Annotated in this window: 30 protein-coding genes; 12 read left to right on the top strand and 18 right to left on the bottom strand. The window is 63.2% G+C overall.

The window, feature by feature from the left end:
- Window positions 1-180 precede the first annotated feature (180 nt).
- The 5 genes from BM222_RS18270 to BM222_RS18250 form a co-directional block, all read right to left on the bottom strand.
- Complete coding sequence (locus BM222_RS18270; protein WP_177243299.1) at window positions 181-1,164, bottom strand: TorF family putative porin; 984 nt, start codon at window positions 1,162-1,164, stop codon at window positions 181-183.
- 436 nt (window positions 1,165-1,600) lie between these two features.
- Window positions 1,601-1,945 (bottom strand): histone, encoded by a 345-nt coding sequence (locus tag BM222_RS18265; RefSeq protein ID WP_092230189.1) that lies wholly within the window; start codon window positions 1,943-1,945, stop codon window positions 1,601-1,603.
- A gap of 68 nt (window positions 1,946-2,013) precedes the next feature.
- Complete coding sequence (glcF, locus tag BM222_RS18260) at window positions 2,014-3,336, bottom strand: glycolate oxidase subunit GlcF (RefSeq protein WP_092229965.1); 1,323 nt, start codon at window positions 3,334-3,336, stop codon at window positions 2,014-2,016.
- Complete coding sequence (locus tag BM222_RS18255; protein WP_092229963.1) at window positions 3,333-4,571, bottom strand: FAD-binding protein; 1,239 nt, start codon at window positions 4,569-4,571, stop codon at window positions 3,333-3,335. Before BM222_RS18255 ends, glcF begins: the two co-directional genes overlap by 4 nt.
- Window positions 4,572-4,713: 142 nt before the next feature.
- Window positions 4,714-6,207, bottom strand: a complete 1,494-nt coding sequence (locus BM222_RS18250) for an FAD-linked oxidase C-terminal domain-containing protein (RefSeq protein ID WP_092229961.1) — start codon at window positions 6,205-6,207, stop codon at window positions 4,714-4,716.
- A 266-nt stretch (window positions 6,208-6,473) separates the two neighbouring features.
- Between BM222_RS18250 and cycA the strand changes: the two genes are divergently transcribed.
- Window positions 6,474-6,869 (top strand): cytochrome c-550 CycA, encoded by a 396-nt coding sequence (gene cycA, locus BM222_RS18245; protein WP_092229959.1) that lies wholly within the window; start codon window positions 6,474-6,476, stop codon window positions 6,867-6,869.
- A gap of 24 nt (window positions 6,870-6,893) precedes the next feature.
- On the opposite strand, the gene BM222_RS18240 is transcribed toward cycA, so the two are convergent.
- Complete coding sequence (locus BM222_RS18240; protein WP_177243297.1) at window positions 6,894-7,850, bottom strand: alpha/beta fold hydrolase; 957 nt, start codon at window positions 7,848-7,850, stop codon at window positions 6,894-6,896.
- Between the two features lie 331 nt (window positions 7,851-8,181).
- Between BM222_RS18240 and BM222_RS18235 the strand changes: the two genes are divergently transcribed.
- A complete protein-coding gene (locus tag BM222_RS18235) occupies window positions 8,182-8,364 on the top strand; it encodes a hypothetical protein (protein ID WP_092229955.1) in 183 nt (60 codons plus the stop codon).
- Between the two features lie 16 nt (window positions 8,365-8,380).
- Here the strand turns inward: BM222_RS18235 and BM222_RS18230 are convergent, their stop codons facing one another.
- The 3 genes from BM222_RS18230 to ykgO form a co-directional block, all read right to left on the bottom strand.
- Window positions 8,381-8,641: a hypothetical protein gene (locus BM222_RS18230; RefSeq protein ID WP_092229952.1), complete on the bottom strand. Its 261-nt coding sequence runs from the start codon at window positions 8,639-8,641 to the stop codon at window positions 8,381-8,383.
- Window positions 8,642-8,766: 125 nt separating this feature from the next.
- On the bottom strand, window positions 8,767-9,405 hold the full coding sequence (locus BM222_RS18225) for a tetratricopeptide repeat protein (protein WP_092229950.1): 639 nt from the start codon (window positions 9,403-9,405) through the stop codon (window positions 8,767-8,769).
- A gap of 119 nt (window positions 9,406-9,524) precedes the next feature.
- Window positions 9,525-9,650: a type B 50S ribosomal protein L36 gene (gene ykgO, locus BM222_RS18220; protein ID WP_006611362.1), complete on the bottom strand. Its 126-nt coding sequence runs from the start codon at window positions 9,648-9,650 to the stop codon at window positions 9,525-9,527.
- 344 nt (window positions 9,651-9,994) lie between these two features.
- Here ykgO and BM222_RS18215 point away from each other — a divergent pair, with 344 nt between their 5' ends.
- Window positions 9,995-10,879, top strand: a complete 885-nt coding sequence (locus tag BM222_RS18215; protein ID WP_092229948.1) for an amidohydrolase family protein — start codon at window positions 9,995-9,997, stop codon at window positions 10,877-10,879.
- Between the two features lie 63 nt (window positions 10,880-10,942).
- Here BM222_RS18215 and BM222_RS18210 read toward each other — a convergent pair whose 3' ends face one another.
- Entirely contained in the window at window positions 10,943-11,245 is a 303-nt protein-coding gene (locus tag BM222_RS18210; protein ID WP_092229946.1) for a MerR family transcriptional regulator, read from the bottom strand.
- A gap of 352 nt (window positions 11,246-11,597) precedes the next feature.
- A complete protein-coding gene (locus tag BM222_RS18205) occupies window positions 11,598-12,617 on the bottom strand; it encodes an alpha/beta fold hydrolase (protein ID WP_244547181.1) in 1,020 nt (339 codons plus the stop codon).
- 231 nt (window positions 12,618-12,848) lie between these two features.
- Between BM222_RS18205 and BM222_RS18200 the strand changes: the two genes are divergently transcribed.
- On the top strand, window positions 12,849-13,445 hold the full coding sequence (locus BM222_RS18200) for a phasin family protein (RefSeq protein WP_092229944.1): 597 nt from the start codon (window positions 12,849-12,851) through the stop codon (window positions 13,443-13,445).
- An 87-nt stretch (window positions 13,446-13,532) separates the two neighbouring features.
- Here the strand turns inward: BM222_RS18200 and BM222_RS18195 are convergent, their stop codons facing one another.
- The gene (locus BM222_RS18195; RefSeq protein ID WP_244547180.1) at window positions 13,533-14,498 is read right to left on the bottom strand and encodes a c-type cytochrome; all 966 of its coding nucleotides are present in this window, start codon (window positions 14,496-14,498) and stop codon (window positions 13,533-13,535) included.
- Window positions 14,499-14,728: 230 nt separating this feature from the next.
- Here BM222_RS18195 and BM222_RS18190 point away from each other — a divergent pair, with 230 nt between their 5' ends.
- From BM222_RS18190 to BM222_RS18180, 3 genes are read left to right on the top strand one after another with little or no spacing between them, the layout of a single operon-like run.
- Window positions 14,729-15,466 carry a haloacid dehalogenase type II gene (locus BM222_RS18190; RefSeq protein ID WP_092229942.1) on the top strand — a complete coding sequence of 246 codons (738 nt, stop codon included), beginning with the start codon at window positions 14,729-14,731 and terminating at the stop codon, window positions 15,464-15,466.
- 46 nt (window positions 15,467-15,512) lie between these two features.
- Window positions 15,513-15,980: a YbaK/EbsC family protein gene (locus BM222_RS18185; RefSeq protein WP_092229940.1), complete on the top strand. Its 468-nt coding sequence runs from the start codon at window positions 15,513-15,515 to the stop codon at window positions 15,978-15,980.
- A 48-nt stretch (window positions 15,981-16,028) separates the two neighbouring features.
- Window positions 16,029-16,847 carry an adenylate/guanylate cyclase domain-containing protein gene (locus BM222_RS18180; RefSeq protein WP_092229938.1) on the top strand — a complete coding sequence of 273 codons (819 nt, stop codon included), beginning with the start codon at window positions 16,029-16,031 and terminating at the stop codon, window positions 16,845-16,847.
- 6 nt (window positions 16,848-16,853) lie between these two features.
- On the opposite strand, the gene BM222_RS18175 is transcribed toward BM222_RS18180, so the two are convergent.
- A complete protein-coding gene (locus tag BM222_RS18175; protein WP_092229936.1) occupies window positions 16,854-17,207 on the bottom strand; it encodes a hypothetical protein in 354 nt (117 codons plus the stop codon).
- Window positions 17,208-17,481: 274 nt separating this feature from the next.
- Between BM222_RS18175 and BM222_RS18170 the strand changes: the two genes are divergently transcribed.
- A complete protein-coding gene (locus tag BM222_RS18170) occupies window positions 17,482-17,739 on the top strand; it encodes a hypothetical protein (protein ID WP_092229934.1) in 258 nt (85 codons plus the stop codon).
- Window positions 17,740-18,107: 368 nt separating this feature from the next.
- On the opposite strand, the gene BM222_RS18165 is transcribed toward BM222_RS18170, so the two are convergent.
- Window positions 18,108-18,293 carry a DUF3606 domain-containing protein gene (locus BM222_RS18165; protein WP_092229932.1) on the bottom strand — a complete coding sequence of 62 codons (186 nt, stop codon included), beginning with the start codon at window positions 18,291-18,293 and terminating at the stop codon, window positions 18,108-18,110.
- 152 nt (window positions 18,294-18,445) lie between these two features.
- Window positions 18,446-19,381, bottom strand: a complete 936-nt coding sequence (locus tag BM222_RS18160) for a LysR family transcriptional regulator (protein ID WP_092229930.1) — start codon at window positions 19,379-19,381, stop codon at window positions 18,446-18,448.
- Window positions 19,382-19,497: 116 nt separating this feature from the next.
- On the opposite strand from BM222_RS18160, the gene BM222_RS18155 reads away from it, so the two are divergent.
- Genes BM222_RS18155 through wrbA form a run of 3 tightly spaced genes read left to right on the top strand, consistent with a single transcriptional unit; the run spans window position 19,498 to window position 21,625 of the window.
- Window positions 19,498-20,250, top strand: a complete 753-nt coding sequence (locus BM222_RS18155) for an SDR family NAD(P)-dependent oxidoreductase (RefSeq protein ID WP_092229928.1) — start codon at window positions 19,498-19,500, stop codon at window positions 20,248-20,250.
- 33 nt (window positions 20,251-20,283) lie between these two features.
- Window positions 20,284-20,982, top strand: coding sequence for a pirin family protein (locus BM222_RS18150; RefSeq protein WP_092229926.1), 699 nt, complete (start codon window positions 20,284-20,286; stop codon window positions 20,980-20,982).
- Between the two features lie 43 nt (window positions 20,983-21,025).
- Complete coding sequence (wrbA, locus tag BM222_RS18145; RefSeq protein ID WP_092229924.1) at window positions 21,026-21,625, top strand: NAD(P)H:quinone oxidoreductase; 600 nt, start codon at window positions 21,026-21,028, stop codon at window positions 21,623-21,625.
- A gap of 42 nt (window positions 21,626-21,667) precedes the next feature.
- Here the strand turns inward: wrbA and BM222_RS41150 are convergent, their stop codons facing one another.
- On the bottom strand, window positions 21,668-22,813 hold the full coding sequence (locus BM222_RS41150; protein WP_177243296.1) for a GNAT family N-acetyltransferase: 1,146 nt from the start codon (window positions 22,811-22,813) through the stop codon (window positions 21,668-21,670).
- 114 nt (window positions 22,814-22,927) lie between these two features.
- A complete protein-coding gene (locus tag BM222_RS18135; protein ID WP_092230181.1) occupies window positions 22,928-23,992 on the bottom strand; it encodes a glycosyltransferase in 1,065 nt (354 codons plus the stop codon).
- A 281-nt stretch (window positions 23,993-24,273) separates the two neighbouring features.
- Between BM222_RS18135 and BM222_RS18130 the strand changes: the two genes are divergently transcribed.
- Window positions 24,274-25,194: a glycosyltransferase gene (locus BM222_RS18130; RefSeq protein ID WP_092230179.1), complete on the top strand. Its 921-nt coding sequence runs from the start codon at window positions 24,274-24,276 to the stop codon at window positions 25,192-25,194.
- Window positions 25,195-25,211: 17 nt separating this feature from the next.
- Here BM222_RS18130 and BM222_RS18125 read toward each other — a convergent pair whose 3' ends face one another.
- Window positions 25,212-26,240 carry a glycosyltransferase family 2 protein gene (locus BM222_RS18125; RefSeq protein WP_092229922.1) on the bottom strand — a complete coding sequence of 343 codons (1,029 nt, stop codon included), beginning with the start codon at window positions 26,238-26,240 and terminating at the stop codon, window positions 25,212-25,214.
- Between the last annotated feature and the right edge of the window lie 113 nt (window positions 26,241-26,353).

Below are 26,353 nucleotides of genomic sequence, written 5' to 3'. Positions count from 1 at the left end.
TCCGAGCGCCCCGCAACTCGGGCCTCGTCATTGCGAGGAGCTCTTGCGACGACGCAATCCAGACCGCTTCCGCGGAGGGATACTGGATTGCTCCGCGACGCTCGCAATGACGGAGCACCCCAAAACAAAAGGGCGGCAGATTGCTCTGCCGCCCTCGTTCAAGTCGCTTCGGGAAGAAGGCTACTTGAGATTGGTCATCGCCGTCAGGTCGAAGGACAGCTTGGCGATACCGGCAGCGCCGCACCAGTTGGAGCCGACGCCAGTCGGGTTGATGGCGGTGACATTGTTGGAGCCCGAACCATTGAAGGCGCTGGTAAAGGCGTTGCAATTGCCCTTGTTCAGGTCGGTGTCGGAGTAGCGCAGATCGAGCGTGAACACCTTGTAGGTGAAGCCGACGCCGATGTTCCAGGTGTTGTAGTCGGCGTACTTGATGCCGTTCGGGAAAGCCGGGACTGCATAGAAGCTATCGGACGTACCGAGCCACTGCCGACCGAATTCACCCGACACATACATGCCGACGCCGCTCGAGCCGAAGATCGTGCTGGGCGCGGTGTACTTCGCGGTGATCGAGGCGTAGTCGCCCCAGGCGCCGGAGTTCAGGAAGTTCGGCGAGTAGTACTCGTTCAGGCCGATCACCCAGTTGTCGTTGATGGTGTAAGTCCCCTTGCCGTAGACTTCGAAGAAGCTGACGTCCTTCTTCATGACGTTGCCGTTGGCAAGGAAGATCGTGTTGGCGCTGACCGGGCAGGAGCCGCCGCCGCCGGGGACGTTGTCGGCGCAGTTTCCACCTGGATAGAGATAACCCCAGACACCGATGTCCAAGGCAAACGCGCCGAAGGTCGGGCGGATACCGCCGTAGACGTCGATTTCAGCTGCGGCCCGGTTGGCAAAGGAGATGCTCTCACCCGACAGGCCGACATAGAGCTGCAGGTCCTTGGTGACGTTGTAGCGCGGCTCGAAATAGGCCGCGACCGACGGCTTGTGGTTCGACTGGGTCACGCCACGGAAGATGTAGTCGTTCATGATCGCGCCGCCGAAGGCGATATCCCAGGGATCGAAGGCGGGCGCCGGGGGAGCCTTCACAGCCTTCAAAGGCATATCCGCTGCGAAAGCCGAACCCGTCACCATTGCCAGCGCCGTTGCCAACAAAGTCAATTTCTTCATTTCGATCCCCATCACCAGTTCTACTCAGTCGGATTCCCGGAAGCCCCCCGGGGCGCACGACGTGTCTGCAAAATTGCGTTAGAGCGGCAATTTGAAGTGCCGGGCGTCAAGCGAGAAGCAAAAAACGAGAGCATCTGCCGACTTTTTGGGCGTTATGGCGATTCTACGAAAGGTTGCCAGCCAGTGTTGCTTCTGGATCACATAATTTTCACGCAAAGTGCGCACCGGAATCCGGGTTCTTACGGATGCCCGAGCCGGCAATGGCACAGGTGCCACGAATCGCTGACTCGAAAACGGGCAGTGTCCGGCCGCTGTGGCGGCAATGCAAAAAAGGCCGCAGCGTCACCGGCCGCGGCCTTTCCGATGTCGATCATTGGGTCATGGTTGACCCAGCCTGAGCCCAGTCTTGAGCTCAGCCCTAGTCCTGGCCTCGGTGCTAGCCTTGCCCGTCGGCCTGTGTCGGCTCCGCAGAAGACGAAGGCATCGCCCAGCTAGTCTCCGCGGCGGGCTCGGGAGCCGGCGCAGCCGCCGGCTTCGGCGCGGGAGCTGCCTTCGCCTTCTTCGGAGCTGCCCTCTTTGCAGCTTTCTTCGGTGCTGCCTTCACAGCCTTCTTGGGCGCAGCCTTCTTGGCCGTCTTCTTGGCGGCTTTCTTTGGCGCGGCCTTCTTGGCCGATTTCTTCGCGGCCTTCTTGGCCGCCTTCTTCTTTGTCGTCCTCTTCGCCGCTACAACCTTCTTGGCCTTTTTGGCCTTCTTGCTTTTTTTCTTGCTCGCTTTCGCCATCGTGATCCTCCTGTTGCCGCCGAACAATGATCGATCGGGCGCCCTTCAACCGTCATCAAGGCGAAAGCTCAGCACGACGGATTCAATGCCGGCCGCGACCCGCCCGTAGCCCAATCGAGAAGCTCAATCGTGTGTACGACCGGAAGTGACGTGCCACTGGCAATCTGCACCATGCAGCCGATATTGCCCGCGGCAATCATGTCCGGCTCGACGCTCGCGATGTTGGCGACCTTGCGATCGCGCAACCGGCTCGCAAGCTCGGGCTGGAGAATGTTGTAGGTCCCCGCCGAACCGCAACACAAATGGCTCTCCGGCACATCTTTCACCACGAATCCGTTCTTGGAAAGCAATTCTTTCGGAAGCCCCGTGATTTTCTGACCGTGCTGCAACGAACACGCGGAGTGATAGGCGACGACGATGTTGTCCTGTCGCGCCGACGGTTCAAGTCCGAGACCGGCGACGTACTCGGTGATGTCCTTCGCGAGCGCGGACACCTTCGCCGCATCGGCTGCGAACGCGGCGTCTTCACGCAGCAGATAACCGTAGTCCTTGATCACCGTGCCGCAACCGGACGTGGTCACCAGGATGGCGTCGAGCCCCTCGCCGGCGGCCTCCTTCTGCCACGCCGTGACATTGGCGCGGGCCCGTGCCAGCGCATCATCGTCGTGACCGAGGTGATGGGTGAGCGCGCCGCAGCATTGCTCGTCCTTGACCAGGACCACCTCGATGCCGTGGCGGGTGAGCAGGTTGATGGCCGCCTGGTTGATGCGGGGCGCCAGAACCTGCTGGGCGCAGCCCTGGAGCAACGCGACCCGGCCGCGCTTCTTGCCGAGCGCCGCGAATACGCTGCCCGGAAGGGCGCCGGGTGTGGGCAGCCGGTTCGGCGCCAGCGCCAGCATCGCCTTGAGGCGCTGGATCAGGCCTGGCGTGGCCGAGGGCCGCGGGGTCGGCAGGAAAACGGCGAATGGCCGCGCCAGCTGTGCCAACCGCATGCTGATGCGAAACCGCTGCGGGTCCGGCAGGACGAAGGCGAGCACCTGACGCAACAGCCGCTCCGCGAGCGGCCGCTGGTAGCGCTGCTCGATCCTGACCCGGGCCTGGTCGACGAGGTGCATGTAGTTCACCCCCGAGGGGCAGGTGGTCATGCAGGCCAGGCACGACAGGCAGCGGTCGACATGCTTGACCACTTCAGCGGTCGGCGCCTGATCCTTCTCCAGCATCTCCTTGATCAAATAGATGCGGCCGCGCGGGCTATCGAGTTCGTCGCCGAGCAGGACATAAGTCGGGCAGGTCGCGGTGCAGAAGCCGCAATGGACACAGGCGCGCAGGATCTTGTCGGCTTCCGCAATGTCGGGGTCGGCGAGTTGCGCGAGTGAGAATTCGGTTTTCATGCGGTAGCGTCCCGCTTCAGGCGTCCCCGGTTCAAGATCGACTTCGGATCGAAACTGGCGCGGACCCGTTCGCTCAGCGCGGCGAGACCGGGCGCTTGCGGATGGAAGACGTCGACGCCGCGCCTGACGTCCTCGGCCGCCCGGATCAGCGTCGCATGCCCGCCGAACGCACTGGTCCGCTGGCGCACGGCCGAAGCATGCGCGTCAGCCTTCGGCGGCAGCGCCGCCCAGATCAGACCGCCGCCCCAGTCGTAGATGACCTCGCCCCCGGTCTCGCGCGCCAATTGCGTGCCGAGCGCGGCACCTGAAGCCGGCGGACAGACGATCCGCCACACCGGCCAGGCGGCCAGCGCGCCGCCGGCCGCGAATGGCAGCACGTCGCGGACGGTGGCCCACAGCGCGGACGACGCGGCGTCCTCGACCAGGGTCGCGGTTCCAAACGGCGCCAGCAGTTCACGCAGCGAGCCGGCGCGGTGGCTGACGGAGGCCGTGATGCCCTCGAGCCGCAACACCGTCAGCGCCTCGTCCTGGGCCGCAATGTCGCCAAGCTCGTCGGTCCTGGCCCGGAAGGCCGATTTCGGCAGATGCGCGGCGCCCGAGACGTCATAGGGCGAGCCGAGGGCCGCGGTCATCGCCTTGTTGGCGACCGCGTCATCGAGCCCGCGCAGCAGCAGCGTCCGTTCGGCTTCGGGCTTCGGCATCACCTTCAGCGTCACTTCGGTCATGACAGACAGCGTGCCCCAGGACCCTGCCAGCAGCTTGCAGAGATCGTAGCCGGTGACGTTCTTGACCACCTTGCCGCCGGTCTTGAAGCTGTCGCCGAAGCCGGAGACGGCATGCGCCCCCAGCAGGTGGTCGCGCGCCCCGCCCGCCCTGATGCGCCGCGGACCGGCGAGGCCCGCCGCGATCATCCCGCCGATGGTGCCTGTCGCGGACGCGCCGAGCAGTGGGGCCGTATTCATCGGCTCAAAGGCGAATTGCTGGTTCTTGGCGTCGATCAGCGAGAGCACGTCGGCCAGCGGCGCGCCGGCCTGGAGCGTCACGATCAATTCGTTGGGCTCATAGGAGGTGACCGCATTCAGCGCGGAGATATCGAGCACGGCGTTGGTCGCCATCGTATGCCCGATGGCGCGCTTGCTGCCATGGCCGATGATCTCGAGCGGCTGCTCATTGGCAATCGCCGCGCGCACCGCCTCTTCGACGTCTTTGGCGTCTCTGACCCTGAGCGTATCCACGGGAAAAGGCGGTAACCAAATTCGAGGCGAAAATCAAATTTCGCGCACCAAAGGGGGCCCGCGAAGGCGCCGGTCCCTGGGTGCAATGCGGGAGACGAACCGCCGTCCGGATCGCCATCGCACCGTGCCAGATCACCGGCCGTCAGAACCGGGGAATCTCGGGAAATGCTACCTTGCCCGCATGCACATGCATGCGACCAAGCTCGGCGCAGCGGTGCAGCGTCGGAAACACCTTTCCGGGATTGAGCAGACCCTGCGCATCAAAGGCGCATTTCAGCCGCTGCTGCTGGTCGAGATCGATCTCGGTGAACATGTCGCCCATCAGGTCGCGCTTCTCGATGCCGACGCCGTGCTCCCCGGTGAGCACGCCGCCGAACTCGACGCAGGCGCGCAGGATGTCGGCGCCGAAGGCTTCCGCACGCTCGATTTCGCCGGGCTTGTTGGCATCGTAAAGAATCAGCGGATGCAGATTGCCGTCGCCGGCGTGGAACACGTTGGCGCAGCCGAGCTGGTATTTTTCCGAGAGCTCGCGGATGCGCGCGAGCGCCTTCGGCAGCGCGCCACGCGGGATGGTGCCGTCCATGCAGAGATAGTCGGGCGAGATGCGGCCCACCGCCGGGAATGCGGCCTTGCGGCCCGCCCAGAACAGATTGCGTTCGGCCTCCGAGGTCGAGATCTGGCAGGTGGTCGAGCCACAGGCATTCGCGATGGTCTCGACGCGCGTGATCAGTTCGTCGACCTCGATCTTGGGACCATCGAGCTCGATGATGAGCAGCGCTTCCACGTCGAGCGGATAGCCGGCATGGACAAAGGCTTCGGCGGCATGGATCGCCGGCTTGTCCATCATCTCCATGCCGCCGGGAATGATGCCGGCGCCGATGATGCGCGCGACGCATTCGCCGGCCGCCTCGACTTCCGCGAAGCCGACCATCAGCGCACGCGCCGTCTCCGGCTTTTGCAGGATGCGCACCGTGATCTCGGTGATGACGCCGAGCAGGCCCTCCGAGCCGGTGATGACACCCATCAGGTCATAGCCTGAATTCTCGCACCCTTTGCCGCCGATGCGCAGGATCTCACCGCTCATCAGGACAATCTCGCAACCGAGTACGTTGTTGGTGGTCATACCATATTTCAGGCAGTGCACGCCGCCGGAATTTTCCGCGACATTGCCGCCGATCGAGCAGGCGATCTGCGAGGACGGATCGGGCGCGTAGTAGAAGCCGGCATGCGCGACCGCCTGGCTGATCGCCAGATTGGTGACGCCGGGCTCGGTGACGACGACACGGTTGTCGAAATCGATCTCGCGAATGCGCTTGAACTTGCCGAGCCCCAGCAGCACGCCGTCTTCCAGCGGCAGTGCGCCGCCTGATAGCGAGGTGCCGGAGCCGCGCGGCACCACCTTGATGCCCTGCCCGGCGCAATATTTCAGAATCAGCGAGACCTGCTCGGTCGTATCAGGCAGCACCACGACCATCGGCGGCTGCCGATAGGCGGTCAGCCCATCGGATTCATAGGCCCGCATCTCGGCAGGCGTATCGATCACGCCCTCGCCGGGCACGATTGCGCGCAATGCAGCAACGATCTCCGCGCGGCGCGCGAGCACTGCCTGGTCACTCGCAGGCATCATGATGGCCATCTCAATTCCTTCACGGCATAGCGTTCCGGCTTGCCCCGCACGGTCAATTCTATCACGGCAAATCAATCACGTTCGCGCTGGTTTGGGTAGGCCGTCCAAAAGTCGGAGCCACGATCTGCGGCGAGTTCGCTCCGGGACAAGTAGGCAGACATGAAACCTGTCATGGTTTGGTGGCTTGTCGAAGCCGCGCGAGCCATGCCAAAACCGGGGGGTTCGACGAAAACCGATCAGATGAGACCCACCGGGAAAGAGACGAAGAGCACCCTATGAAAAAACTGACTTTTGGCGCGCTGATGATCCTCACCGTCACTGCCGCGGCCTCCAGCGCGATGGCGCAGGATGTCGCGGCCGGCAAAACGTCGTTCAACAAGTGCCTGGCCTGCCACGCGATCGGCGAAGGCGCCAAGAACAAGGTGGGCCCCGAATTGAACGGCCTCGATGGCCGCCATTCCGGCACCGCACCTGATTACAATTATTCGGACGCGAACAAGAATTCCGGCATCACCTGGAATGAGGCGCAGTTCAAGGAATACATCAAGGACCCGAAGGCCAAGATCCCCGGGACCAAGATGGCATTCGCCGGCATCAAGAACGAGAACGAGATCAACAATCTCTGGGCCTATGTCTCGCAGTTCGACAAGGACGGCAAGATCAAGCAGTAAGCGGCCGAATGGCGGCCGCCGGATTTAACCGGCGGCCGCCTGCGGCGAGCCGATGTTGGCAATCATCGTCTCGATCTCCGTTTTCACGAGATCCGGCACCGCGTTCTGCACCATGTGGCCGAGATCGGGCAGCACGATCAGCTTCGCATTCGCGACCATCGCCGCGAAGGGGCGTGCGTGGAAATCGGTCTTCACCGTCTTGTCGGGCTCGCCGGCAATGATCGTGACCGGCATCTTGATCTCGCCGTAGCGCGGAGCCTGCGCGGCCACCGACGACTTCAGCGTTACCAGATCATAGGCATTGGCGATGAATTCCCGCGGCCTCAGCAACAGCGGCGTCGCGGACTGCTTCACAAAACCATCGGGCATCGTCTGCGGCATGAAAACGCTGCGCGCACCAGACTCAGCGACGAAATAGCCCAGCGGCAGCGTGATGGTGTAAGCGAGCAGCGGGCCGATCACGGGCATTGCGATGATCTCGTTGTAGCGGCCGACGCCGCCGCGCCAGGGATGCGTCACTGGCGCCAGCATCACGAGTCCGGCCACGCGGCTTGCATGATCGAGCGCCAGCCGCGTACCGAGTGCGCCGCTCCAGGAATGCACGACGAAAACAGCGCGATCGATCCCGAGCCTGCCGAGCGCCGCGTCGATCATCCGCGCCTGAATCTCCGGCGTCGAATCCTGCCGCCGTGCACGTGTGCTCCAGCCATGCCCGGGCCGGTCGATCAGGATGACGCGGTGCCGCTTCGCCAGAAGGTCGCCGAGCGGATGCCGCATCACTTCGAGGTTGGAGCTTGCCCCGTGCAACATCACGACCGGCGGGCCCGCGTCGCGCGGACCGATGTCGACGACATGGAGCGTCGCACCATCGACCTCGATCATCCGCCCCTGGGGCGGAAAAGAACGTTGCAGGGCGACAATTCCGGCCTGCGTGACCAGCGCCAGCACAACCAGTGCCGTCAAGACGGATAAAACGATCATTGAGAAAGTCCGGAGGATCCAGGCCACATGGCAGCTACGAAATGATGCTGTCCGCAGTTTCGCGCAAGCCGGATGAGCGCCTCCATCCAAAACGCCGACCTGTGGATATGTGCACAATTGCCGAGCCAGAAAACTCAATGAAATCAATCGCCCTGTCGGCTGATGCGCCAGGCTCGGACCAACTTCATGCAGCCGTCATCGCAGCTTCCTTATAATCGCCACGGTCGGTTCCGCCATTGAGACGCGGATGGGCGCCGATCCCTCCTCGCAGCCTCGGGGAATGCAGGAAAGACCGGCAGGATTGTCCTGGTTTGAACCGGAGGATTTTTCGATGAGCTTCAGATCGAACGACACCGCAATCGACGAGATCATCGCAAGCTGCAACGGCGATCTGCGCGGAGCCGTGCGGGCGCTGCTCCTGATCAACGAGCATCTCGAGACGGAACTCGCCAAGGCCTACGCAGCGGTCGTCAATCGAGGCCTGGCGGAGCGTGGCACCAGCGTCCTGCACTGACACGCAGGCTGGCTAGCTAGCCCGCGCCGTCCTCGGCCTTTTGCTCGTCCGGCGTGAGCACGGGACAGGCGCGGATGGTCGAGCGCGCCAGCTTGGCATCGTCCCTCGATTTGTAAGGACCGTCGCCGAACCAGGTGTCGCCGTTGATGACCGGATTGCTGGTCACGATGTTACACTTGCCGGTGGCGCGGTTGCCGACCACCCAGAACAATCCGTCGGCGAGGCTCATCGTCCCCGACACCAACAGCAAGCTACAAGCAACCATCAGACGCTTCATGGCTATTGCTCCTGCCATGCAGGTAGACCTGCGGGAGCGCCGACAACAGTGCTTGCGATTTGGCCTGTGTCTTCGTGGTTAATCGCCACGTGCGGCAACCATTCGAAAAATGATCGAAATATCGGCTAGATGTCGCGGCCTTCGACCTTCTCGGTCAAAGCCTTCACCTGCTCGGGGATCTTCTCCAGGTGCGGATTGACGGCGAGCGCCTTGCGGTAGGCCTCGAGCGCGCGCTTCTCGTCGCCGACGTCCTGCATGATCATGCCGAGCCCTGCGAGCGCGCCGAAATGACGCGGCTCCCGGATCAGCACCTCGCGGATGTCGGCGAGCGAGCGGGCATAGTCGTTCTGCATGTAATAGAGCGTGGCGCGCCGGTTCCAAGCCTCGATGTAGTCGGGCCGGAGCTTGATGACGGAATCCAGCAGCTTGATCGCGACATCGATCTTCTGCGCATCGACGGCGGCCTTGGCCCGCGCCATCAAAAGCGCTGCGGTATCGCTTGGGGTCTGCAGCCAGATCGCCCAGATCCGCGCCTCGACATGCTTGGCGCTGGCCTCGTCGGGAGCGGCCTTCAGCGCGCCGAACAGAAAATCGAGATTCTTGCTGCGCTCGGCCTTGGGCAGCTTGGCCGGCGCTTCGGGCAGCTTCTTCTGCTGCTTCATCGGCGGCGCCGGATCATCCTGGGCCAGCGCCGGCGCAAAGCCTGCGGTGCCGAGAACCAGGGCCAAACACAGCGTGCGCAGAGGCGGGAATCTCACGGTCATGGTGAAAGTCTAAACGCGCAAAGCCGCCCTTGCCAAGCAAAGGCGGCGTCAAACTCGTGTGAGACCGTGGTGTTGCGGGAACGCGCGAAGGCGACCGCGAGGGCAATCAGCCGCTCAGATCAGCCCTGACGAGCCTTGAAGCGGCGCTGCACCTTGTTGATCACATAGACCCGGCCCTTGCGGCGGACCAGGCGGTTGGCGCGGTGACGACCACGCAGCGACTTCAGGGAGTTACGGACCTTCATGGCAGAATCCTGAACGTTCGAAAGGCCGTGTTCGGCACTACCGTTTCGGCACGCGCGAATGTGGCAAAATGAGATCTTTCCCGCCGGCGGACCGACCGCCCGGGACGGGGCGGTTCTTAAGGCATGGCGGCAGGTGATGTCAATGTTAACTGCCGGCTTCCGCCCAGGCAAAATCGTGAAAACAACCCCATGCACAGTAGATGTGGCCGGATCGGGCCAATTCGCACCGCTTCGCGGCCAAGCCCAACAAAGACTTTGACAGCCGTGGGTTTGCGCCCCGGCAACGCCTTGCCAAATTCGTTATATAATATAATCAATTCGGCAAACCCGTTGGGAGGACACCAATGCCGAAGCTGAAGCTGCCCAATATCGACGACGTCGTCGCCATCGACATCCACACCCACGCCGAGGAGCCCTGCGGCATGCACGGCGACGACGGCTATGACGACTTCCAGGCGCAGATGGCCGACTATTTCAAATCGCCGCACAAACATCCGCCGACCGTGCCGGAGACCGCAGCGTACTACCGCTCCAAGAACATCGCCGCGGTGATCTTCCCCGTCGATGCCGAGCGCGAGACCGGCTTCCGCCGCTACAACAATTACGAGATGATCGAGGCCGCCTCCGATCATCTCGACGTCCTCATCCCCTTCGTCTCGATCGATCCACACAAGGGCAAGCTCGGCGCCCGCGAAGCGCGCAAGCTGATCGAGGAATATGGCGTGCGCGGCTTCAAATTCCATCCGACCATGCAGGGCTTCTACGCCAACGATCGCATGGCCTATCCGCTCTACGAAGAGATCAACAATGGCGGCGCGATCGCGCTGTTCCACACCGGCCAGACCGGCGTCGGCTCGGGCATGCCCGGCGGCATGGGGATGCGGCTGAAATATTCCAACCCGATGTACATGGATGACGTCGCGGCCGACTTCCCCGACCTCAAGATCATCCTCGCCCACCCCTCCTTCCCCTGGCAGGAAGAAGCGCTGTCGGTCGCGACCCACAAGCCGAACGTGTACATCGACCTGTCCGGCTGGTCGCCGAAATATTTCCCCCCGATCCTGGTGCGCTACATCAATTCGATTCTTCAGGACAAGATGCTGTTCGGCTCGGACTGGCCTGTCATCACGCCGGACCGCTGGCTGGCCGACTTCGCCAAGCTCGACATCCGCGACGAGATCCGGCCGAAGGTGCTGAAGGCCAACGCGCGCAAGATTTTGGGGATCTAACCGCGCTCCCCTACTGACATTGCGCGACGCCCGCCAACAGGCGGGCGCCGGCGCGTTCCACGATCAGTTCACGCTTGCGAGGTAGCCGACCAAGATGGTCCGGCTTTGGCTGAGCGTCTCGACGCGCTCGTCGATCAGGCTGACTTGCTGGGCGAGTATTCTTCGCAGCTCGTTGCACGGCGTGAAGGCCGGATCGTTGTTCCGCACACACGGAAGCAATTGCTGGATCGTCTCGAGCGTCATCCCGGCCGCACCGAGCATCTTGATCCGCCGCACGGTCTCCTCCTCCGCCGGACCATAATCGCGATAACCGGACCCGGTCCGCAGCGGGGCAAGCAAGCCTTCGCCTTCGTAATAGCGCAGCATCCCGCCACATCCTCTTTGCCATACAGGTTTATGAGAGGGTCACCCTGGACTCGATGGCCGAGCTGAAATCCAGGGTAGACTGGTCGACAATCAAAACCCATGACCTCAACGTGCCCGGGCGCAATCACGGCATCTTGCTGGGCACCAGAGGCTGGCGGCCATAGCCGCTGTCAGCGCGCAGGATAGGTTGAGCTCTCGCGAACGCCATCAAACTTCGTTCCCAATCGGATCGCACAAGGGATTGCCTGGCTCTGTCCCTCAGGCGACCGGTTGCGCAAGAGCTCAACCCATCCTCCGAACCAGGCCAGTAGCGGGCAGACTTGACGGCCGGATCACCTCGCTCCTTTCCAAATCACCTCGACGATATGTTCGGTGCCCTTCCAGCTTGAAAAGCAGCTGGCTTAGAAGAATTGATGATTGAATTGACGGCCTCCGTGATGGCCGCGGGGTCTGCGTAGGTGACCATATGTCCGGCATTCGGGACGAGGTGAAGATCGGACCGAGGCAGCGCTTGATGTAAATCCCGCGCTTGTTTGTGTTGGATCACCCGATCCTCAGTTCCATGGAATATTCGCACGTCGTCGTTCATGGCCGAATAATGGGCTCGGAATTGTGCTGCGGTTGGAATGAGGAGTGCGCTCTCCTCCGCAGCCGCCCTCAATTGTGTCGGCCTGAGAACGAGAGACGATGGAAATTCATTCTTGAACGTCGGCGGGACGGACCGGGGCGCGAAAATCTTGCGGAGAGCTCCCGGCAAAATGGCCCACGAGATGACAGGCGCGACAGTGTAACTGACCAGGTCGCCCAAAACCGGTATGGCTGGACCTGACATCAGCCAGACATCCAAACGGCCGGTTGGAAAGTAGTACCCGGACGCAAGCACAAGGCCCCGGATCGGATAATCCTTCCGCATGGCGAGAGCGATAGCGACGAACGCGCCCCAGGAATGGCCCAGCACCACGGGATCACGGACCCCGATCTGGTCGAGCGCCTTCATCAACAAAGCTGCTTGAGCTGCTGCGCTCCATATTCGGAGCCGCGGCCGCCGACTATAGCCAAAACCCGGACGGTCGAAGCACACCACGCGGTTGCTGCGAGCAAGAAGATCGACCAGCCCACTGATCGTGAAGTCCTGGATCATGGATCCGTTGCCGTGAAACAGCACGACGCAGGGAGCCGCAGGATCGCCCCGATCGATATAGTGGAGCACGACGCCGTCGCACTCGAGAAACTTGCCGATTGGTGGATTCCTCCGTTCCGCCAGTTTGGCGAAGCCGATATTGCCAATGATGACGAGTGCCAAGAACAAGATACCGATGAGCAACACGGTTTCAGTGGTGGTCATTGCCAAGCCTTGATGATCGAGGGCCATGAAAAATGATCGAGGGCCATGAAAACATTGGCCATGCAGCGCGGAGCAGGTGAGCCAACCAAGGCATAATTGGAAGTTGAAGCGCTCGTTCCTGCGCGCAATGGCGGAGGATTGATTAAAAAACTGCCCGGCCGGAACGGTCCAGAAATGCCCACGTTTCCTCGCCTAGGATGGCATCTCTGACGGAGGGCACAGGATCCGACCTCACCAACAACAACGAAGGAGCAACGAATGGCCAACCCACGCCCGGAGGAAAAATCGACACAAAGCCCAGAGGACACAATCCGACGCGCCGGCGAGAGGACCGCAGAGCAGACCAGACGGATCGGCCTGGCGACCGCCGAGGCCGGAGAGGAGGTGGCGCAAGCCAGCAGCCATCTTTTTCGACAAAATGCCGAGATGCTGCAGAACAGTTGGCGCTTCGGCGTCGACATGGCCACGGCAATGATGGGCCGCTCGACTGACCAGCTAGGTCAAAGGTTCGGTTTCACGGGCAATGAAGCGCAGCAGGGAGCAGAACGCTCGGTCCGTAACGCCGAAGCAATCATGTACTCCGTGACCGCAGTCGCCAAAGGAATGAACGGTGCGTCGCGCGAGTACTTCGATTTCGTTCGACAGCAGATCGAGAGGACCATGGACCGCATGGATGAACTCTGGCGCTGCCGGACCCTTCACGATTTAGCGGCGGTGCAGACCGATCTCATGCGCGACACGATCAGCAGCGGCTTGGAGACCAGCCGCCGGATGGCGGATTTGTCTCTGAAGGTGGCTGACGACGCCGGAAACCATATCACCCAGAGCATCGAACGCATGCGGCAGGCCGCCTAGGCGCGCCTTGGTCCAATCGCGTGTGCGCGGTGGGAATCTCGGGCCGCGCACGCGCCCGCCCGAAGCTCTGCGGGCGATGTCGGCACTTCATCGCTCCAGCGTGGCGAGATAGGCGGCAAGCGGCAACAGATGTGCCTCGTCGAGCGATTTGACCACGTCGATCATCGGCTTGCTGTCCGGCCCCGCGCGGAATCCGTACCGGTAGTCATAGAGCTGGCGGAAGAGGTAGGTCGGCGAGCGCCCGGCGATTCCCGGCACAACGTCCGTGCCGGTCAGCTTCTCGCCGTGGCAGGTGGAGCAGGCGATCTCGGGCCTTGCGGCCAGCGCGCGGCCGGCGGCCACGCTACCCATGGGCACGTAGGCGATAAAGCGGACGCGCGCGTCGCGGTTGACGAAGCGGCCAATGTCCGCCGGTGTCTCAATGATGCGCGTGCCGATCGGCTCGCGCTCATCGCCTTGCGTGACGAAGAACCAGCCGGCGACCGCAGGTTTCGGCACCGTTTCAGTCTCCACCACATCGACCAACTTCATTGGCTTGATAGCCGCAAAATAATCAGCCGCCGCTTTGATTTCGTCGTCGTTCGCCGCCTTTGCGACCGAGATCATCCATGCTTGCGGAATGCGGTCGGCTCGCGCCGTCGCGCGCTTGCCGCTCCTGTAGTCTTGCACCTGCTGAATGAAATATGCCACCGGCAGGCCGGCGATGTCTGCGCTCTCCGGACCACCCGTCCCGGAGGCACGATGGCAGAAGCCGCAGGCGTAGACGTCAGGCGGACGGCCGCTGGCCACCACCGTCGGCATCGCCGGATGGTCATCCGGGTGCCAATCCGGCGCCAGGAAGCGATCACGCGTTTGTGGGACTGTATAGCTCGCCGTGCTGTCGGGAACGTGGCGAGATTGGCCGTCATCCGGCGGCGGCTTGAAGTCGGGCGGGTTGTAAGTGTAGGCCCAAGACGGAGGACTGTCGGTGATCTGCGCGTGCGTGTGCGCCGTACACGAGAGAATGATGCTGAGTGCACCCGCGGCCTGAGCGGCCGCTGCCAATCGCGCCATGTTCGCCTCCGGCTCATTTGCCCGGACGAAGACAGCCAAATTAGCGGCGAATCCGCGCCGGAGCAATTGGCTGCGGGTGTGATTAAAACCCGCAGCCCTGAGGCCGGAGTTGTCACAAGCCGCCGATCACGGTTGCAGTGGCAAACTTCCGCGGTGCTCTGGTAAGCTGAGGATGATGCGTACTCCCCAAGCAGAATTCTTGTGACCACAACGGCCCGGAAGGACAGCCCATGAACCTCAAAGCCGTCGTGTTCGACGCCTACGGGACGCTCTACGACATCCAGTCGGTCGCAGAGATCACCGAGGACGCGTTTCCGGGCTATGGCGAGATCATCACGCAGGTCTGGCGGATCAAGCAGCTCGAATACACCTGGCTGCGCTCACTGATGCGGCGTTATCAGGATTTTTCTGATGTCACACGCGACTCGCTGGCCTATGCGCTGCGCGTGCTCGGACTTGCATACGAGAACGCGGCCTTCGAGCGCATCATCGAGAAGTACCTGCATCTCGATCTCTATCCTGACGCGGCGATCGCGCTCACAGCGCTAAAACCGCGAAAGCTTGCCATCCTCTCCAATGGCAGCCCTGACATGCTCAACGCGCTGGTGCGCAACACCGGCCTCGACGGCCTGCTCGATGCCACCATCAGCGTGGACGCGAAGAAGATCTTCAAGCCGAGCCCGCAGGCCTATGAGCTGATCGGCGAGGTTCTCGGCACGGCGCCCGAGGAGGTGCTGTTCGTCTCCTCCAATCCCTGGGACGCGGCCGGGGCAAAGTCGTTCGGACTGAACGTCGCCTGGATCGAGCGGGTGACGCCGGAGGCGATGGCGCTGGCTTGCGTCGAGACCGAACTCGTGGCACCGCTGACCATGTTCAAGGCGATCCGCACCCAGATGGACGAGCTCGGCTTTGCGCCGGATCATCGTGTTCGGTCGCTCTCGGAACTGCCCGGGGTCATCAAGGGATGACCCGGACATCGCCGCCCGCCCGCAAGTCTGGAATGAGCTGACTGGAATGAGCCTGGAATCCGTTCGCGCCTTCTTCGCCGAGAAAGCCCCCGATATCTCAGTCATCGAATCGCCGATCAGCTCGGCGACCGTGACGCTGGCCGCCGAAGCCTATGGTGTCGAGCCCGGCATGATCGCCAAGACGCTGTCGTTGCGCATCGGCGAACGCGTGATCCTGATCGTCGCCGCCGGCACCTCGCGCATGGACAACAAGAAGGTGAAGGCGCAGTTCGGCGGCAAGCCGAAGATGCTGGGGCTGGAAGAGGTCGCCGACATCACCGGCCACGAGGTCGGAGGCGTCTGCCCATTCGGGCTGAAGTCGCCGCTGCCGGTTTATTGCGACGTGTCGCTGAAGGCGTTCGACGTGGTGGTGCCGGCCGCGGGCTCGACCCACAGCGCCGTCCGCATCACGCCTGAACGCCTGGCCGAATTGACGGCGGCCGAATGGGTCGATGTCTGCGAGCACAGGTCCTAATGCGGGCCCGTGATGCATTTGCCGGTCAGGGAGGTTAGTGTAGGAACCATGCCCGACGACAAGGTGAAACGACGACTGACCACCGTGCTGTGCGCCGATGTGTACGGCTATTCCCGTCTCATGGAAGCGGACGAGACCGGAACATTGGAGACGCTCCGCCGCTATCGCTCGGCCATTGCGAGACTGGTCGAGCGTCATGACGGCCGCATCGTGAATACCTGGGGCGATGCCGTGATCGCCGAGTTCGCCAGCGTCGTCGAGGCCGTGCAATGCGCGGTCGAGATCCAGCAGGAGATTTCCGATCAGGAATCAGCCCCGCCTCCGTTGAACCCGATGCGATTTCGCATCGGCATCAATCTCGGCGACGTGATGGTCGACGGCTCCGACATCTATGGCGACGGGGTCAATATCGCGTCGCGGCTGCAGGAACTCGCCGATCCCGGCGGCGTCGTGATCTCGAGCTCCGTCTACGATCAGGTGCACAACAAATTGTCCGTTGGCTTCGACTGTCTCGGCCAGCGTCCGATGAAGAACGTTGCTCCCCAGACCAGTTATCGGGTGACTCTCGGCAGCCAAACCGCGAGGCAAGGGAGCTTCCCGGTCGACGATTCTCCCCGGGAGGCAGCTCGTGCTCCGCGGACTGGCGACAGGCGCGAGCCGTCTTCATCGGCGAACGTCGTCCTGGATTGGCTGCGAAAGCTGCCGCGCCCGGTTACAGCGGGCCTCACGGTGTCGGCCTTTTTGGTTTTTATCAATCTGGCCACCGGCGCCCATAAAATCTGGTTTCACTGGCCGGTCGCAGTCATTCTCTTCGGTGTCGTCCTGCGGACTGTGCTCGGACATCGACCTGAGCGGGACAGGCGCTAGGCGGCGCTAGTCGTCGTCATCGTCATAGGGGCTCGGCTGCATCTGCTGAGGTGGCGGCGGCCCATTGTAGTAGCGCGGCGGCGGTGCAGCACGATTGCGCGGGACGAGCTGCGGCGGCATCTGATTGTTGGACTGGAACACCGCGCGGCAGCCGCTGGAAAGGCGCGGCGTGTTTTGCCGCAAGCAGGCGGTGATGCGGCTCACATCCGGAATCTGGTCGCTGCACAGGCGCCAGACGTCAGGCGTGCAGGCCATCTGCTGCTCCATGGTTCCGCGATATTCTTCGGCGAATGCTGCGCTCTGCGCGACGATGCCGCCAATCGCTAGCGCCATACCCAGCGCGATCCGCTCCGTTCGCATGTCTCGATCCCTTCCCGAGGCCGTCGAATTTGTCGTTAAACGATGAAACGCGGGAAGGTTCGGGATCACAAAAAAATGTGAAGGCGCCGGAACCTATTCCACCATCCGATCTTCCTGATCACCGCCATCAGCCGAGCTCCTGCACCGCGTCGCCGAGCAGCGCGGCGCTCCGCAGAACGAGATGTTCAGGAAACGTTAGCCATATTCGGCCCGCTCCGGAACGCATCTCTCCACCCTCCGTTGCCCTGCCGGGATTGTGAGGAGGGAAGGTGCCATGGGAAAGCTTGCTACGATCGATCTCGCCCTGGACGAGATGCTGGTGAACCTGGCAGCCATCGTCCTGCGGCTCTCAACGCCCGAACTGACGCGAACGCCGGAGGCGCGCCGCGCCCTGGCTCAGTCGGTGCATCAATACGCGGTGTGCGCCGCGCGCTCGACCGATCCGCGCGTGCATGAGTTGAAGTCGCAGCTGGAGCAGACGATGAAACCGAGCTTGCGGATTGTCGCGCTCGATGGGGTGAAGGTGTCGTAGTGAGGCCGCCATCATCGCGAGCGCAGGTGCCGTAGGGTGGGCAAAGCGAAGCGTGCCCACCATCACTCGCCGAACTCTCGGGCAAACGCGTGGGCACGCTTTGCTTTGCCCGCCCTACGATAGCTGTGCCTGCCGTGCCGCGAACCTGGAGCATCCTGCAGGTCGCGCCTGGTCGCGACGCAAAGGTCATGAAGGCATTTCGACGGACACGCGGAGCGCTCCAATTATCGTTGTCAAGCCCGGCCATCGCGCCGGGCTTTTGCATGCATGGTTGTGCGGTGGTGAGTTTCGTTTCGATCGCTCCCTTCGCTGAAGGGCATTTCCTCCCGTGGCTTCGGCCGCCTGTGGCAACGCAGACAGCGGTTCTTCTATCGCTTCTTCCGTATGAGGTATCTCTCAACCGCGTCGGCCATGACGCCAGCGTGTTTGACTGCATCAATCAGCTCCGCCTCGGTGCAGCCGAATCGTCTGGACCAGTACCTGAGCTCGTAATCCTCATGCACGTTAACCCGTGCTCTGTCGGCAGGCCCCCGCTTGTTCTTGCCATCTGACATTTCTTCTCCCTTGGGTTGTAATATGTATATATCATACCATGGGTTGTGTCAGTTCCGTCAATGCCTCAGCTGCGCATCGAGCCGTTCCTCGACGAGCTGAAGCGGCAAGGGCGCAAAACCGTTCCGGCTGGCGGGCGTTACCTCGAAGTCGCCTATCCCGTCTTCGCACCGTTCTTCGGCTTCCGCTTGCACGTGCCGGGCAGCTTCGCGGCAAGAAAATCAGCGAGCGCTTCGACGCGCGCGGGGCGCGGGCCGCCGGGCGGGGTTACCAGATGCACGGCCCCTTCGGCCTGCTTCCAATCTTTCAGGATCACTTCCACGGCGCCGGATGAAATGGCGTCGCCGACGATGAACTCGGGCAGCTCGGCGATGCCGAGGCCAGCGACGAGCGAGGGCATCACCGCTTCGCCGTTGTTGACGCGAAGCTGTCCACCTGGACGCACGCTGGCCTGCTCGCCGGCCGAGTTGGTGTAGTGCCAGACGTTCGGCGTCGACAGATAGGCGTAGCTGAAGCACTTGTGCCCGGCGAGATGCATCGGATGCGTCGGGCGACCATGCTTCTTCAGATAGGACGGCGCGGCCACGGTGAAGCGCGGCATGGTGAAGAGCCGTCGCGCGATCAGGGACGAGTCCGGCAGCCGCGCGATCCGCACCGCCATGTCAAAGCCTTCGCCAATGAGATCGACGGTCGCATCGCTCAAATGCAGATCGACCGAGACCTCCGGAAAGGCCTCGAAGAACTCCGGCAGCAGTGGCGCCACGGCTTTATTCCCAAACGTCATGGGCACCGCGAGCCGCACCAGGCCGCGCGGGGCCACCGATTGCGCCAAGGCCTCGTTCTCCGCCGCCTCGCCGTCGGCGAGCAGCCGCGTGGCGCGATCGGCGAGCTTGTGGCCGGCATCGGTCAACGCGAGGCGGCGCGAGGTGCGGTTGAACAGCCGGGCGCCGAGCCGCTCCTCCAGCCGCGTGACCGCCTTGGACACCGTGGCCTTCGACATCGTGAGCTCGCTCGCAGCCCCCGCAAACGAGCGTAATTCCACCACTTTTGCGAAGATCGCGAGGGCCTCGAAGTCGGGGAGCTTTGCCATGGCGCCGGGTCCGTTTGGGCTATCTGGGGAAACAATGAGTTTCGACAGTTTCTATTTCTATACCACAGGGGCACGCTTATCCAAGGTCATCAGACATTCAGGACTGGAGACATCCAATGACCAGCAAGCTCTCAGGCAAGGTTGCCCTCGTCACCGGCGGCTCGCGCGGCATCGGCGCGGCCTCGGCCCGCGCTCTCGCCGATGAAGGCGCGGACGTCGCCATCAGCTACGTCGCTTCGCCCGAAAAGGCCGAGGCCGTCGTCACCGAGCTGAAGGCTCGCGGCGTCAAGGCCCGCGCGTACAAGGCCGACCAGGCGTCCGCCAAGGAGGTCGATCAACTGGTCAGGAGTGTTGCCAACGATTTCGGCCGGCTGGACATCCTCGTCAACAATGCCGGCGTCGCGGTCGGTGGACTGATCGACGATCCATCGACCGACACCGCCGCGCTCGCTCGCCAGGAAGACGTCAACGTGCACGGCGTGGTCGCCGCGATCCGCGCCGCCTCGAAGCTGATGGGTGAAGGCGGCCGCATCGTCACGATCGGTTCTGGTATTGCCACACGCGCCTCGTTTCCGGGCCTTGCCGATTACGCGGCAAGCAAGGCTGCGATCGTCGGTTACTCCAAGGGCGCTTCGCGCGACCTAGGACCGCGCGGCATCACGGTCAACGTGCTGCAGCCGGGTTCGATCAACACGGACATGAATCCGGACGACGACCGTGAGTTTGCCGACGCACAGCGCAAGCAGCACGCGCTGCAACGCTTCGGGACTGCGGAAGAGATCGCCGCCGGCGTCGTCTTCCTTGCAAGCCCGGAAGCCTCTTTCGTCACCGGCACCGTACTCAACGTCGACGGCGGGTTTGGCGCCTGACGCCAAGCCCAGTGCACTCAAGGAAACAATCCCATGATCGAACTCAGACCCTTCGCAAAACTCGGCGGCGCCGACCACGGCTGGCTCAAGGCCAAGCATCATTTCTCCTTCGCCGGCCATTATGACCCGAACAATATGGGTCACGGTGCCCTGCGGGTTTGGAACGACGACGAGATCGCCCCGAACACCGGCTTTCCGGCCCATCCGCACGCCAACATGGAGATCATCACCTATGTGCGCGAAGGCGCGATCACCCATCAGGACAGCCTCGGCAACGAGGGCCGCACTGAAGCCGGCGACGTGCAGGTGATGAGCGCCGGGAGCGGCATCCGCCACTCCGAATACAACCTCGAGCCGACCAAGACCCGGATCTTCCAGATCTGGATCGAGCCGACCGCGCGTGGCGGCCAGCCGACCTGGGGCTCGAAGCCGTTCCCGAAGGGCGACCGCTCGGGCAAGCTCGTCACGATCGCGAGTGGCGTTGCAGGCGACACTGACGCGCTGCCGATCCGCGCCGATGCACGGGTGCTCGCGACCACGCTGAAGGCCGGCGAGAGCGCCGAGTACGAGGCGCACCAGGCGCGCCACCTTTATCTCGTGCCCGCAGCAGGTGCGGTCGAAATCAACGGCGTGCGCGTCAACGCCCGCGACGGCGCCGCAATCCGCGACGAGGGCCGGCTGAGGATCACGGCGCTCGAAGATTCCGAGCTCGTGCTCGTCGACGCCGCGTGACATCCGACATCTCGCAATCACACCCAATCAAACGGAGACCACCGTGACCAAAGTTCTCGTCCTCTATTATTCCGCCTATGGCCACATCGAAGCGATGGCCAATGCAGTGGCCGAAGGCGCACGCGAAGCCGGCGCCACCGTCGACATCAAGCGCGTGCCCGAGCTGGTGCCGGCCGAAGTCGCGAAAGCCTCGCATTACAAGCTCGATCAGGCAGCCCCGGTCGCCAAGGTGGAGGAGCTCGCCGGCTACGACGCCATCATCGTCGGCACCGGCACGCGGTTCGGCCGCATGGCCTCGCAAATGGCCAATTTCCTGGATCAGGCCGGCGGCCTCTGGGCCAAGGGCGCGCTCCACGGCAAGGTCGGCGGCGCATTCACATCGACCGCGACCCAGCATGGCGGCCAGGAGACGACGCTGTTCTCCGTCATCACCAACCTGCTGCATTTCGGCATGGTGATCGTCGGCATGAACTATGGCTTTGCCGGCCAGATGAAGCTCGACGAGGTCACCGGCGGTGCGCCCTATGGCGCCACCACGATCACCGGCGGCGATGGCAGCCGCCAACCCAGCGCCAACGAGCTCGCCGGCGCGCGGTATCAGGGCCGCCAGATCGCGGAGACCGCGAAGAAGCTGCACGGTTGATGCGATACGGGCGGCGCTCGCTCCAGGGGAATGCCGCCCGGTTCAGCGTAGCTTGCCCATGATCCCTGCGGCAAAGGCCGCAAGCTTCGGATAACGGCGCAGACCCTGCGCCGCATGGTCGCGCAGCATGTAAGGCAGGCCGCGCCAGGACAGTGCAACGCTGACATCGGTCAGCGGCACCGGCTCGGCGCCGAAGCGCCGCTTGTAGTCGTGATTGCCGATGCTGAGATCGAAGCGGCGCACGCCCTGCGCATGCAGGGCCGCCATGGTGCGCTCGGTGACGAGCAGCCCTGGCGAGCAATTCGCCCATTGCCTGCCGGCATGGCCGATACGCAACAGAAAGTAGGTCGCGCCATATCTGACGCCGAACGTGGTGGCGACGATGCCCTCGTCGCAGACCAGCGCCGAGATCACCGCATAGCCTTCCGCAAAGCCTCGCCGGGCGACGTCACGGTAGAAGCGGGCATGGGCCTCATCATTGAGGACGAACCGCGAGCCGAGCTGCCGCATGCGCTCCTGCTGCTGCACGTCAGTCACGTCAAGCAGCTCGTGCGCGCGGGCGGGGTCGGTGGCGATCTCGAACCGCGCACCGGCATTGCGGTTGAACACACGCCAGCAGCGCGGCATCTGCATGCGCTTGATCGACGCCTGGTAATCCGCATAGTCGTCCCCGGTCAGCACGACATTGCCGTTGAGCGAGCACGAGCCGAGCCGGCCGAGCGACACCAGCGGGTTCGGCTTCACGCCGACATGGGCCGGCATCTTCTTCAATCGCAGGAGGTCGAAGCCGTCGGGCAAGCCGCGCAAAGCATCAATCAATGCCGCACTGATCGCCCTTGCTGCAGCCGAATCGAAGGATGCGTCGCGGGCGAGGATCGGAGCGTTGTTGTCGGAGACGCCGAGGTCGGCGAACTCGATCACGCGGATGCCGCGCCTGATGTGGCTGAACATCGGCACGACGGCGACGTCCTTGCCGGTCGCCCTGTCGGTGATGACGGCGATCAGCGGTGCGACGCCGTGAAACGCCTCGTACCAGGCACCCAACCAGCAAGCATGCTGAAACGCAGTGCGATGACCGGCGTCGAGACGCAACGCGGCCTGTCGCCAGTCCCGCAAGAAATCGACTGAGATTCCCGACGTGCTGGGCGACACCCGACCGTCTAACTGCTCGACGCTGAGAAACGCCATTTGCGGGGCATACGGTTACAATGCGTGTCGAGATAGATTATGTTTTGTCGCAGACCACAAGTTACGTCGCCGCTTATCGTTAAGCCGATACCTTCGCGAGCGCTCACGCCGCGTCTAGCCCATCCCCGTTAACCGTCCATCAACCAGCATGCCGGTGCCCGCAGGAACCTGCTGCCGTGCGACGTTCCGCGCGATCTCGTAATATTGCAGCGCACGCTGCTCCAATGTGAGGTTGTCCATGATGTAACTGCGCGGATTGAATTTGCCCGCGGTGCAGCCGTCCCAGAAATCCGTCCACCGCTCCTCGAAGCCGGCAAGGTCGACGAATTTGAGACCGCAGCGATCGTCCCAATAGGGTACCGACGACACCGGCCCGAACTGGACCCGGTGCGGATAATAATCCGGATCCGGCCAGGGGCCGCCGGGGTCCCAGGCGAACACCGGCACACCGCAGGACAGCGCCTGCTGATAGGCGATGCCTTGGCTTTCGTTCTGGCACAGGAAGATCATTGCGCGCGAACGCGCCAGCGCGACCTGGAAATCTTCTTCCTTGTAGCTGCCATAGCGCAGCTCGATGAAGGAGCGGCCCTCCCTGACGAGCCGGGCACGGACCGGCTCGATCAGCTCGGGCAGGTAGCGCTCGCGGTCCCAGCTGACCTTGTCGTAGACGAGGACATCGACGGTCTTGTCGCGCGGACGCGACGGCGCCCACAAATCGGTATCGATGCCGACGGGCCAGGCTTCGGTCGCCGGCCAATGCGGCCGGTACATCTCCGCATACCACGGGCCGGGTACCAGGAATTTCCTGACGGGAAGCCGCTTGAACAGGTCAGGATCGTCGAGCGGATGGTTAAAGGCGGCGACGCCGAGCAGGATCGGGTTCTTCCACGCAAACTTGTCGAGCAGGAAGGCGCGGCCGATGATGCAGGCCACTTCCTCCGGATGCTGCGCGATGTAGCCGTAGTCGTTCACGCGATAGCGGATGCCGAGGCGGTCGAGCCCGGCGCAAAGATTGAGGAACACGCGCAGCTGTCCGCTCATGCGCGGTTCGCCGAACAACATCTTGCGTGCCATGCGCCGCAGATGGCGGTCGCCGGGAAACCAGCGATCATCCTTGTCCTCGTAGAACAGGTTGAGGATCATGGCGTCGGGATCGTAGTCGAATGTCTTTGCGGGCACTGGATCCATCCGCGGCAGCAAGGCCTGCATTCTCTCATGAGACCGGCTGCCGCTCCTCTCGAGGTCTGTGACAGGTTTAACGCGGCAGGTTTAACGCTAATCTACGAAACCGACGGCTTGGGCAGCCTTTGCAGCAACGAATTGATCGTTATGGGGGTATCATCCGTTCCAGCTCGAACTGCGATTGCCGGCAGCCGGGTTAACAGATCATTAAAGCAACGAGCCATCGCTTGCCCCTCGCCGACGCCACGCTCGATGCACCGACCGCCCCACCTGCGGTGATGGATGCGCGCGCAACGTCGCCCGGGGTTTCCGTCGTCATCCCCGCGAAGAATGCCGCGACCTATATCGGCGAGACCATCGCAAGTGCGCTGGCGCAATGCGACGTCACCGAGATCATCGTCGTGGACGACGGATCGACCGACGACACCGTTGCGATCGTCCGTGCCATCCGCGATCCGCGGCTCCGCCTGATCACGAATGACGCCAGCGGCGTCTCGGCCGCGCGCAACCACGGCGCACAAAGCGCGGGCGGGAGCTGGCTGATGTTCCTCGACGCCGACGACCGGCTGCGCCCCGATGCGGTGAGGACACTGCTGGCCGCGGCGAAAGACGCGCCACGGGCGGTGCTGGTCTATGGCGACTACAACACGATCGACAGCGCAGGGCGATCGATCGGACGGCGCGACCTCCTGAAGGGCCGTCGCAAGCCGTCCGGCAACGTGCTGGAACGGCTTGCCAGCGGCAATTTCATCGTCAATGGCGGCATCATGCTGGTACGCACGGAGGCCTTTCGTGCGACCGGCGGCTTCGACGTCTCACTGCGATATTGCGAGGACTGGCATTGCTGGTGCCGCCTCGCCGCAACAGGCGCGTTCGCCCATGTCCCAAAACTCCTGCTCGATTATCGCCTGCACACGGCCAACACCATGAGCGCCGCGGTCCGAACACCGCAGGATTTCCTGCCGGCGGTCGCGCGCGTTTTCGGGGATGAATTGATCCTCGGCAAGCTGCCATCAGGCGCTGCGCCGAGACTGCGGCAGGCGGCCGAAATCCATCTCCTGACCTATGCTGCGACGCAGGCGGTGCGCTTCGGACGATATCGCCAGGCGGCTGCCTATCTCGGCATGGTCAGCCGGCGGTCGCCGAAGGCGATGCCGCGCGCCGCGGTCAAGATCGCGCTGTCGTATCTCGGCATCTAGACGCCGACGCAAACGCGTCAGGAGACGATCTTCGAGGCCTCATAGGGCTTCGGGTCGTAACCAACGGCCGCCAGCGCGGATCCGACGGCCACCAGCACGGGGTGCATCGCGACGACCGCTTTCGCTGACGCCAGCAGGCGAGCCGCGCGGACCAGCGACAACGGCAAACGTGCCAACGTCTGCGCAAAGACGCGCGTCCGCGCTGCCACACTTTGCGCGGCCTTGACCCGCACCCGGTAGTTGATCACCCCGATGCGCAGGCCGCGCCTGGCGATCCAGCCGGGATTGGCGCGGTCCTTCGGTACGGTTTCGCAGATGACGGCTTCCGCCGTCCAATGAAAGATCATGCCGGCATCGCGACCGCGATGGAAGAAATCGCAATCGCCGCCGCCGAGGAAATTGAATTGCAGATCGAAGGCGGGGCTGCCGAGCCGCTCGAACGCGCTGCGCGTGATCAGGCAATTGCCGCAGCCATAGATCAGCGGCACCGCGCCGGTGTAGTCGTAGGCCGGGCAGAAGACGGGATGGCGCGCGAGCCACGGCTGACTGTCGTCGTCGAACACAGGCATCACCGGTCCGCCGACGATGTCGGAGCCGGTCGCCTCCGCGGTACGAACCATCAGCTCGAGCCAATCCGGCGAAGCAATCTCGTCGTCGTCGATCATGAGGAAGCGGGTCGCGGCGGGAAACAGCGCCTGCGCGGTCTCGAACGCCGCGTTGATCGCGCGGCAATTGCCCTGCCGCTTCTCGACCAGGCAGACGCCCTGGAGTTTCCCGACTGCGAGATATTCGGCGGCAACCGGCGCGCTCGCGCGCCCTGCCGCATCGTTCTCCACCATCACCACCGCGAAGGAGCGCGGCGTACGCTGGTTGACGAGCGAATCCAGCGTCAGCCGCAGGTGTTCGGGACGACGGAAACAGGGAATGCAGACGACGATGCCGACCGAGAGGTCGAGAATGCGTGAACTCGCGGCGATCTCCCGGTTGGGATCGCGCACGGCATCCGAGATCCGGCTGGCGGACAAATCTGTCGGGATCAGCGTCATCGCGTTCTCAATGCCTGAGATATGTTGAAAAAGCCCTGCGTCCACCGTCCCGCGACGGCACGATCGCACGGGACAGATGCGTCCCGAAATGGACGGCCTGCCTCGTTGCTGAA

Origin of the sequence: Bradyrhizobium sp. Gha (assembly GCF_900113735.1) — a bacterium.
Lineage (GTDB): Bacteria > Pseudomonadota > Alphaproteobacteria > Rhizobiales > Xanthobacteraceae > Bradyrhizobium.
This window is presented reverse-complemented; position numbering and strand designations above follow the sequence as displayed.

Excerpts from the sequence above, each read along its gene's own strand:
- BM222_RS18130 (WP_092230179.1), top strand. The coding sequence starts at position 24,274 with ATGGATGCGCGCGCAACGTCGCCCGGGGTTTCCGTCGTCATCCCCGCG.
- BM222_RS18155 (WP_092229928.1), top strand. The coding sequence starts at position 19,498 with ATGACCAGCAAGCTCTCAGGCAAGGTTGCCCTCGTCACCGGCGGCTCG.
- BM222_RS18150 (WP_092229926.1), top strand. The coding sequence starts at position 20,284 with ATGATCGAACTCAGACCCTTCGCAAAACTCGGCGGCGCCGACCACGGC.
- BM222_RS18235 (WP_092229955.1), top strand. The coding sequence starts at position 8,182 with ATGAGCTTCAGATCGAACGACACCGCAATCGACGAGATCATCGCAAGC.
- BM222_RS18175 (WP_092229936.1), bottom strand. The coding sequence starts at position 17,207 with ATGCGAACGGAGCGGATCGCGCTGGGTATGGCGCTAGCGATTGGCGGC.
- BM222_RS18270 (WP_177243299.1), bottom strand. The coding sequence starts at position 1,164 with ATGAAGAAATTGACTTTGTTGGCAACGGCGCTGGCAATGGTGACGGGT.
- BM222_RS18225 (WP_092229950.1), bottom strand. The coding sequence starts at position 9,405 with ATGACCGTGAGATTCCCGCCTCTGCGCACGCTGTGTTTGGCCCTGGTT.
- BM222_RS18265 (WP_092230189.1), bottom strand. The coding sequence starts at position 1,945 with ATGGCGAAAGCGAGCAAGAAAAAAAGCAAGAAGGCCAAAAAGGCCAAG.
- BM222_RS18160 (WP_092229930.1), bottom strand. The coding sequence starts at position 19,381 with ATGGCAAAGCTCCCCGACTTCGAGGCCCTCGCGATCTTCGCAAAAGTG.
- BM222_RS41150 (WP_177243296.1), bottom strand. The coding sequence starts at position 22,813 with ATGGCGTTTCTCAGCGTCGAGCAGTTAGACGGTCGGGTGTCGCCCAGC.
- BM222_RS18185 (WP_092229940.1), top strand. The coding sequence starts at position 15,513 with ATGAGCCTGGAATCCGTTCGCGCCTTCTTCGCCGAGAAAGCCCCCGAT.
- BM222_RS18180 (WP_092229938.1), top strand. The coding sequence starts at position 16,029 with ATGCCCGACGACAAGGTGAAACGACGACTGACCACCGTGCTGTGCGCC.
- BM222_RS18125 (WP_092229922.1), bottom strand. The coding sequence starts at position 26,240 with ATGACGCTGATCCCGACAGATTTGTCCGCCAGCCGGATCTCGGATGCC.
- ykgO (WP_006611362.1), bottom strand. The coding sequence starts at position 9,650 with ATGAAGGTCCGTAACTCCCTGAAGTCGCTGCGTGGTCGTCACCGCGCC.
- BM222_RS18165 (WP_092229932.1), bottom strand. The coding sequence starts at position 18,293 with ATGTCAGATGGCAAGAACAAGCGGGGGCCTGCCGACAGAGCACGGGTT.
- BM222_RS18195 (WP_244547180.1), bottom strand. The coding sequence starts at position 14,498 with ATGGCGCGATTGGCAGCGGCCGCTCAGGCCGCGGGTGCACTCAGCATC.
- cycA (WP_092229959.1), top strand. The coding sequence starts at position 6,474 with ATGAAAAAACTGACTTTTGGCGCGCTGATGATCCTCACCGTCACTGCC.
- BM222_RS18250 (WP_092229961.1), bottom strand. The coding sequence starts at position 6,207 with ATGGCCATCATGATGCCTGCGAGTGACCAGGCAGTGCTCGCGCGCCGC.
- BM222_RS18215 (WP_092229948.1), top strand. The coding sequence starts at position 9,995 with ATGCCGAAGCTGAAGCTGCCCAATATCGACGACGTCGTCGCCATCGAC.
- BM222_RS18210 (WP_092229946.1), bottom strand. The coding sequence starts at position 11,245 with ATGCTGCGCTATTACGAAGGCGAAGGCTTGCTTGCCCCGCTGCGGACC.
- BM222_RS18230 (WP_092229952.1), bottom strand. The coding sequence starts at position 8,641 with ATGAAGCGTCTGATGGTTGCTTGTAGCTTGCTGTTGGTGTCGGGGACG.
- BM222_RS18240 (WP_177243297.1), bottom strand. The coding sequence starts at position 7,850 with ATGATCGTTTTATCCGTCTTGACGGCACTGGTTGTGCTGGCGCTGGTC.
- BM222_RS18170 (WP_092229934.1), top strand. The coding sequence starts at position 17,482 with ATGGGAAAGCTTGCTACGATCGATCTCGCCCTGGACGAGATGCTGGTG.
- BM222_RS18190 (WP_092229942.1), top strand. The coding sequence starts at position 14,729 with ATGAACCTCAAAGCCGTCGTGTTCGACGCCTACGGGACGCTCTACGAC.
- glcF (WP_092229965.1), bottom strand. The coding sequence starts at position 3,336 with ATGAAAACCGAATTCTCACTCGCGCAACTCGCCGACCCCGACATTGCG.
- BM222_RS18205 (WP_244547181.1), bottom strand. The coding sequence starts at position 12,617 with ATGGCCCTCGATCATCAAGGCTTGGCAATGACCACCACTGAAACCGTG.
- BM222_RS18200 (WP_092229944.1), top strand. The coding sequence starts at position 12,849 with ATGGCCAACCCACGCCCGGAGGAAAAATCGACACAAAGCCCAGAGGAC.